Consider the following 7,488-nt stretch of genomic DNA (forward strand, 5'->3'; position numbering starts at 1 on the left):
AGAGGGGAGCGCTCAGGGGCAGCATCTAGCGTGGGGATCGTGATGACCGTCACGGCCTACGCCGCCGCCTCCCCCACCGCCGACATCCTGCCCACCACGATCGAGCGACGGGATGTCGGCCCCGCCGACGTGCTGATCGAGATCCAGTACGCGGGCATCTGCCACTCCGACATCCACACGATCCGCGGCGACTGGGGTCCGCAGACCTACCCGCAGACCGTGGGACACGAGATCGCGGGCATCGTCAGCGCCGTCGGCTCCGACGTGACCATGTGGGCCGTCGGCGACCGGGTCGGGGTGGGCTGCATGGTGAACTCGTGCCGCGAGTGCGAGAACTGCAAGGCCGGGCTCGAGCAGTACTGCTGGGCCGGCAACATCCAGACCTACGGCGGCGTCGACCGCGACGGCACCGTGACCCAGGGCGGCTACTCGACGCACATCGTCGTCGACCAGGACTTCGTGCTGCGCATCCCGGAGTCCCTCGACATGGCCGTCGTCGCGCCGCTGCTCTGCGCCGGCATCACCACCTACTCCCCTCTCCAGCACTGGCGGGCGGGCGCCGGTCGCACGGTCGCCGTCGTCGGGATGGGCGGCCTCGGTCACCTCGGGGTGAAGATCGCCGCCGCCCTCGGAGCGGAGGTGACGGTGCTCTCCCAGACGCTGTCGAAGGAGGCGGATGGCCGCGCCTTCGGCGCCGCGCACTACTACGCGACGAGCGACCCGGCCACGTTCGAGAAGCTGGAGAACGGGTTCGACCTCATCCTCAACACCGTCTCGGCGGAGATCGACATGAAGGCCTACCTGAAGCTGCTGCGCCTCGACGGCGTGCTCATCAACGTCGGCGCGCCGGCGGAGCCGCTGCCGATCCAGGTGTTCACGCTGTTCGGCAACCGGCGGTCGTTCGCCGGCTCGAGCATCGGCGGCATCCGCGAGACCCAGGAGATGCTCGACTTCTGCGCCGAGAAGGGCATCGTGCCCGAGACCGAGCTGATCGCCGCCGACCAGATCAACGAGGCCTGGGCGCGCGTGCTTGCCTCCGACGTGCGCTACCGGTTCGTCATCGACGTCGCGACGATGGAGCAGCCGGCCGCCTGACCATCAGCTGCCGAGCGCAGCAGCCAGCGTCGCCAGGATCGTCGCGCGGCCCGCATGCCCGTTCGGGGTCGGCAGCAGCGCGTAGACGTGCACGGAGCCGACGGCCTCGTGCAGGTCGACGGGCACCTGCGCGGCGCGCAACTTCTCGACGAGCAGGTGCGCGTCGGGGTTGAGCACGTCTCGGGTTCCGGTCAGCACGGTGACGGGGCCGAGGCCGTGCAAGTCCCCTGCGAGCGGACTCACCTGCGGGTCCCGCAGATCGAGGTCGCCACGCCATTCCTCCGCGAGCACCCGGCCCCCCGGCACCGCGAGCCAGGGGTCGCTCGGCTGCACCTCGGGGATGCGCGGATTCGACCAGGTCAGGTCGAGGGCGGGCGACAGCAGAACGGTCGCGGGGAGGACCACGGCATCCGTGTCGCGCAGCCGCAGCGCCGTCGAGAGGGCGATCTGCCCGCCTGCGGAGTCGCCGGCGAGGGCGACCGGTCCGTGCGGGAGCGTCTCGCGCACGAGCTCGGCGACCTCGGCGACCACCTCGCCCGCCGTGCCGAACGGGATCAGCGGGTAGATCGGCACGAGCACGGTGGCCCCGGTCCGGATCGCGATGTCGGCGACGAGTCGCCAGTGCTGCACCGCGATCTCGTTCACCCACCCGCCGCCGTGCACGTAGACGACGGTGCCGCGAGGGGCGCCGCCGACCGGGGTGACCGTGTACAGCGGCCAGCCGCGCCGGTGCTCGACCTCGGTGCTGACGTCGGCGCGGAGATTCGACGGCGGGCCGTAGGGCAGCGGACGCAACGAGCGCTCGCGGATGCGGGCCCGAGCGGCGTCGGGTGAGACGAAGATGCGGTTCGCCCGCATCGCCCTGAGCACGAGGACGGCGGCCGACTCCGGGAGGGTGAAGGGCATCAGCTCGGGTAGGTCAGCCCGATCTGGCGGCGCACCTCGTCGAGGGTCCCCATGATGCCGACGGTCTCGGTCGGCGGCAGGATCTCGCCGGCGAGTTCGCCCGACGCGACGATGCGCTCGAGCTCGGCGGCCTGGAAGTGCATGCCACGGCCGTCGACCTTCTCGTCGAAGCGTTCGACCACGTCGCCGGCTCGGTCGTAGCGGGTGAATCCGACGACGTTGTACCAGACCGACTCGATCTCGATGCGGCCCTCGGTGCCGACGATCGCGGCGCGGTTCGGCCCGGTGCCGCTCATCTGGGTCTGCAGCACGGCGTGCGCGCCCGACGGGTAGCCGAGGATGATCGCGGTCTCGCGGTCGACGCCGGCATCGGTGAGGGTGGCGTGCGCCAGCACCGTCGAGGGCGCGCCGAAGACGTCCCAGGCGAACGACACCGGGTAGATGCCGAGGTCGAGGAGGGCTCCGCCGCCGAGTTCGCGCCTGTACATGCGCTCGACGTGCTCGTTGTTCTGGTCGTGGTCGGCGAGCACGACGCGCACGTCGCCGAGCAGGCCTTCGGCGAGGATCTCGCGGATGCGCACCATGTGCGGCAGCCAGCGCGTCCACATCGCCTCGAGCAGCACGACGTTCTTCGACGTGGCGAGGTCGACGAGCGCCTGCGCCTCCGCGGCATCCATCGTGAACGGCTTCTCGACGAGCACGTGCTTGCCGCCCTCGAGGGCGATCGTCGCGGCCGCCGCGTGCGCGGGGTGCACGGTGGCGACGTAGATGGCGTCGATGTCGGGGTCGGCCGCGAGCTCCTCGTAGCTGCCGTACGCCTTCGGAAGGCCCATCTCGTCGGCCCACGCCTGCGCCTTCGCGAGGTCGCGCGCGGCGACCGCCGTCACCTCGAAGCCGTGCAGCTTCATGTCGTTGACCTGGGCCTTGGCGATGCCACCCGCGCCGATGATGCCCCAGCGGAGTCCGTTCTGCGTCATGCGCCCAGTCTGACACCGAGCGTCCACTCGAGGATGCGCGGCCACGGCCCGAAACCCGACGCCGGCACGAGGTGCCCGCCGCCCGGCACCGCCTCGACCGTGAAGGTCGGATCGATCGCGTAGTCGGCGCGCACCCCGCCCGGCGAGTACTCGTCGCCCTCCCCCTCGAACACGATCTGCTCCACCCCCGGCAGCGCGCCGATCCGTCGCGGGTGCTCCACGAACGGCGCGACGACGGTCGGCGTGAGCACCGCAGGCGACGGGATCGCGACTAGGGCGAGTCGGGTGACGCGGCCCGGCGAGCCGCCCCGCGCGAGGTGGGTGAGCCAGAGGGATGTCGCGAGACTGTGCACGACGAGGGTCACGTCGCGCTCGCCGCGGCTCACGAGCGCGTCGAGGAGCCCGAGCCAGGTGTCGAGGTCGGGCTCATCCGGGTCGGGCAACTGCGGGTAGTCCACCTCGAGGTCGCGGGCGGAGAGCTCGTCGAAGAGCCAGTGCTCCCAGTGGTCGGCGGGACGGCGGTTCTCCCAGCCGTGGAGGATCACGAAGCGCGGCGGCATCCACTCATCGTTGCGGAGCCGAGTACCGTGGCGCCATGCTTCCGCTCCCCAACCTCCTCGCGTTCCTGGCTGCTGCGGTGGTGCTCGTCATCATGCCCGGTCCGACCGTGCTGTTCGTGGTCGGCCGGTCGCTTGCGCTGGGCCGTCGCGGCGGGCTGCTGAGCGTGCTCGGCAACGCCATCGGAATCCTGCCGATCATCGTCGCGGTGTCGTTCGGGGTCGGCGCGATCGTGACGGAGTCGGTCGTCGTGTTCACGATCATCAAGGTCGCCGGGGCGGCCTACCTCGTGTTCCTCGGCATCCAGGCGATCCGCCACCGGACGCAGACCGCGCTCGCCGTGCAGAGCGGGTCGACGGTGCCGAAGACGACGTGGCGTCTGCTCGGCGAGGGATTCGTCGTCGGCATCTCGAACCCGAAGACGATCGCGTTCTTCGTCGCCGTGCTGCCGCAGTTCGTCGCGCCGGAGGCGGGCTGGGTTCCCGGTCAGATGCTGCTGCTCGGGGGGATCTTCGTCGTGCTGGCCCTCGTGAGCGACGGGGCCTGGGCGTTCGCGGCGGGCTCGGCGCGCGACTGGTTCGCGCGGTCGCCGAAACGGGTCGAGCGGCTCGGTGCCACCGGCGGCGTCATGATGATCGGCCTCGGCGGGGTGCTCGCGCTGACCGGCGCGAAGGACTAGCGGATGTCGATGCCGACGGCGTCGTAGCCGGTCGCGCCGTCGGGCACGACGCCCTGCTCCTCGCCGGTCTGCACCTCGCCGTCGACGCTCGTCGCCCGCACTCGCAGCACGTGCTGCCCGGGGTCGGCATCCCAGACGTACCGCCACTGCACCCAGGTGTCGACGTTGATCGCCGCAGCGAGTTCGGCTTCCCGCCACGGCCCCTCGTCGACCGAGACCTCGACCTTGGCGATGCCGGTGTGCTGATGCCAGGCGACCCCGGCCACGACGACATCGCCGGCGTCGAACGATCCGCCGCGCGGCACGTCGATCCGCGACGAGATCTTGATCGGGCCGCGTTCGCTCCAGCCGCGGTCGGTCCAGTACGCGGTGCGCGCGTCGAAGCGGGTGACTTCGAGTTCGGTGACCCACTTCGTCGCCGAGACGTAGCCGTAGAGCCCCGGCACGACCATGCGCACCGGGAACCCGTGCTCGAGCGGCAGCGGTTCGCCGTTCATGCCGACCGCGAGGATCGCGTTGCGGTCGTCGGTGAGCGCCTCGATCGGGCTGGATGCCGTGAAGCCGTCGGAGCTGCGCGAGAGCACCATGTCGGCGCTGCCCGCGGGCTTCGCGCGCGTCAGCAGCTCGCGAAGGGGGTAGCCGAGCCACAGGGCGTTGCCGATCAGCCCGCCGCCGACCTCGTTCGACACGCACATCAGCGTCGTGTAGCTCTCTTCGAGCGGGAGGGCGATGAGCTCGTCCCAGGTCAGCACGACCTCGTTCTCGACGAGCCCGTGGATGCGCAGGCTCCACTGGGTCGGATCGAGGTTGGGCACCTGGAGGGCGGTGTCGATGCGGTAGAACTCGGCGTTCGGTGTGACGAGGGGGGAGATCCCGTCGACCGCGAGTTCGGCCCCCGCGGGGACGGGCGGCGCGGTCGTCGCCGCTCTCGGCAGCACGAAGGTGTCGCGCACGGCGGTCACGGCGCGCGCTCCGGCCTGGAGGGCGATGCCGCCGAGCGCGGCGACCGCGCCGATCGCCGTGGCCCCGCCGGCCCAGCCGAGGAAGCGGCGACGGCTGAGGTCGCCGTCGCGCGGGCTCTCGGCCGGAGTGCGCTTCTGGAGAGCACTCAGGGCGAGCACCGCCGCGACGAGCGCGACCGTCGCGGGGATCGCATCCAGCAGCGACGAGCCCTCCCGGGTCATCGCGGCGACGATGCCGAAGATGCCGCCGGCGACGATGAGCAGACGGGCGAGCAGCGGGCGTCGGGCATGCAGCCAGCCCGCGAAGGCGGCGAGAGCGACGAGCACGAGGCCGATGCCGACGAGCAACGCGATCTTGTCGGCGGTGCCGAACAGGGCGATCGCCGCATCCTTCGCCCACGGCGGCGCGAGGTCGATCATCAGCGAGCCGACGACGAGCAGCGGGCTCGCGCGCGGGGCGAGCAGACCGGCCACCAGTTCGGCGACGCCGAGTCCGAAGGCGACGGCCGCCACCCCGGCCAGCGCGGGCCACAGCCACTGTCGTCTCATGAACGCAGCCGTCTCATGGCAGCACCCTACGCGTGCGATCCCGGCTCACGCCGGGGATTCGGAGCCGACGGGCCTACGGAGTGGGGGTGCGCGCGTCGTAGTCGCGGAAGCTGCGCTGCACGCGCACGAGCAGCGCGATGAGCCCGATGATGAGGATGCCGCCGAGCACCGGCGGGAACCAGAGGGCCACGGCGGTGGCGAAGACGCCGATGTAGAGGTCGCCGATCCGCGGACCGCCGGTGACCACGACGGTGAAGATGCCCTGGAGGCGCCCGCGCATCCCGTCGGGGGCGGCCATGAGCAGCATCGTGCCGCGGAAGATCGCGCTGATCTCGTCGCTCGCGCCCATTCCCAGCATCGCGAAGGCGGCGACGCCGAGGGCGGCCCAGTTGACGTCGGCGAAACTCTTGCCGACGTCGGCGACCAGACCGTTGGCGAGGCCGAACTCCATCGCGAGCACCGTCAGGCCGAGCAACAGCACGAACCCGCCGTAAACCGTGATCGCCCGGCCGACGGCGAGGCCGTGACGGCGCACGTGGCCGACCGGGCCACTGAACAAGCTGGCGAGGAAGGTACCCGCCGCCATCGCCGCGGTGAGGATGCCGACGGTGACCGCGCCGCCGCCGATGACGCCGGCGCCGAGGGCCGGAAACAGCACGTGCGGTCGACCGAAGGTCATCGCCACGATGTCGACGATGAACGACATCCGGATGTTGGGGGCGTTCCGCAGGAAGTCGACGCCCTGCTTGAGCGACCTCCATCCCGGACGCTCCACCCCTTCGGCCTTCGCCATCTTCGGCAGGGTGACGATGCCGAGGAACATCGTCGTGAACAGCACGACGTCCACGAGGTAGGTCCACCCGAAACCGACCGAGGCGACGAGCACCCCGGCGAGGGCGGGCCCGAGGGTCAGCTGCACCCCGAACGAGATGCCGTTGAGGGCGCTCGCCGCGGGGACGAGTTCGCCGGGAAGCAGTCGCGGCGTCACCGCCGACCGGGTCGTCATCTGCACGGTCGCGGCGACCGAGCCGAGGGTCGCGAGCACGTAGAGCGGCCAGACCGGCGGATGACTCAACGTCGTGTCGAACCAGGCGATCAGCGCGAGGCCGATCGTCGACATCCAGCCGACGAGGGCGCTCGCCAGCAGCACCTTCTTGCGGTCGAAGGCGTCGGCGATCATGCCGCCCCACAGTCCCGCGACGATCATCGGGATGAGGCCGATGCCACCGACGAGGGAGACGGCGAACGTCGACTCGGTGATCTCGTACACCTGCAGGCCGACCGCCACGACGGTGAGCATCGCCCCGATGCCGGAGATGGCGCCGCCGAACCAGAGGCGGGCGAAGGCGGGCGAGACCCGCAGCGGCGTGAGGTCGACCAACCGCCGGCGCTTCGGCTCGACGGGGGCTTCGGTCACGTGACTCGAGGGTACTCGTCTCGGGCGCGCCGCCGCCCGACCCCCCGAACTGGGGCCACAGCGGTCCCCATTCGTGAGGACAGCTCGGTTGACGTGACATCGAGGAACCCTCAAGATGAGGACGGCGGTCGTCCCCCACCTCCGCCTTCCCCCGCAGGCTCTCGTCGATCGCGTGACCCCTTCACGTCGAGGAGCGCAGCGCGTCCCCCCGCGCGTACCGAAAGTGATCCCCCATGCGTTCCCGCAAGAGACTTCTCGCGCTCCTGATCGGACTGCTCACCCTCTCCCTGATCGCTCTCGGCATCGGGATCGGGCTGACCCGGCCCGCCTCGTCCGACGCGACCG

At 71.2% G+C, this 7,488-nt stretch carries 7 protein-coding genes; 2 read left to right on the forward strand and 5 right to left on the reverse strand.

Going from position 1 to position 7,488, the window contains the following annotated elements:
- Positions 1-39 precede the first annotated feature (39 nt).
- The gene (locus ACILQS_RS07245; protein ID WP_395639446.1) at positions 40-1,095 is read left to right on the forward strand and encodes an NAD(P)-dependent alcohol dehydrogenase; all 1,056 of its coding nucleotides are present in this window, start codon (positions 40-42) and stop codon (positions 1,093-1,095) included.
- 3 nt (positions 1,096-1,098) lie between these two features.
- On the opposite strand, the gene ACILQS_RS07250 is transcribed toward ACILQS_RS07245, so the two are convergent.
- From ACILQS_RS07250 to ACILQS_RS07260, 3 genes are read right to left on the reverse strand one after another with little or no spacing between them, the layout of a single operon-like run.
- On the reverse strand, positions 1,099-2,001 hold the full coding sequence (locus ACILQS_RS07250; RefSeq protein WP_395639447.1) for an alpha/beta hydrolase fold domain-containing protein: 903 nt from the start codon (positions 1,999-2,001) through the stop codon (positions 1,099-1,101).
- Entirely contained in the window at positions 2,001-2,978 is a 978-nt protein-coding gene (locus ACILQS_RS07255) for a Gfo/Idh/MocA family protein (RefSeq protein ID WP_395639448.1), read from the reverse strand. The genes ACILQS_RS07250 and ACILQS_RS07255 overlap by 1 nt, the downstream gene beginning before the upstream one ends.
- Positions 2,975-3,538: an RBBP9/YdeN family alpha/beta hydrolase gene (locus tag ACILQS_RS07260; RefSeq protein ID WP_395639449.1), complete on the reverse strand. Its 564-nt coding sequence runs from the start codon at positions 3,536-3,538 to the stop codon at positions 2,975-2,977. The genes ACILQS_RS07255 and ACILQS_RS07260 overlap by 4 nt, the downstream gene beginning before the upstream one ends.
- A gap of 35 nt (positions 3,539-3,573) precedes the next feature.
- Here ACILQS_RS07260 and ACILQS_RS07265 point away from each other — a divergent pair, with 35 nt between their 5' ends.
- Entirely contained in the window at positions 3,574-4,215 is a 642-nt protein-coding gene (locus ACILQS_RS07265; RefSeq protein WP_395639450.1) for a LysE family translocator, read from the forward strand.
- On the opposite strand, the gene ACILQS_RS07270 is transcribed toward ACILQS_RS07265, so the two are convergent.
- The gene (locus ACILQS_RS07270) at positions 4,212-5,726 is read right to left on the reverse strand and encodes a molybdopterin-dependent oxidoreductase (protein WP_395639451.1); all 1,515 of its coding nucleotides are present in this window, start codon (positions 5,724-5,726) and stop codon (positions 4,212-4,214) included. The genes ACILQS_RS07265 and ACILQS_RS07270 overlap by 4 nt on opposite strands.
- A 73-nt stretch (positions 5,727-5,799) precedes the next feature.
- Entirely contained in the window at positions 5,800-7,143 is a 1,344-nt protein-coding gene (locus ACILQS_RS07275; RefSeq protein WP_395639452.1) for an MFS transporter, read from the reverse strand.
- Positions 7,144-7,488 lie beyond the last annotated feature (345 nt).

It is taken from the genome of Pseudolysinimonas sp. (assembly GCF_044239695.1).
Classification (GTDB): Bacteria; Actinomycetota; Actinomycetes; order Actinomycetales; family Microbacteriaceae; genus Pseudolysinimonas_A.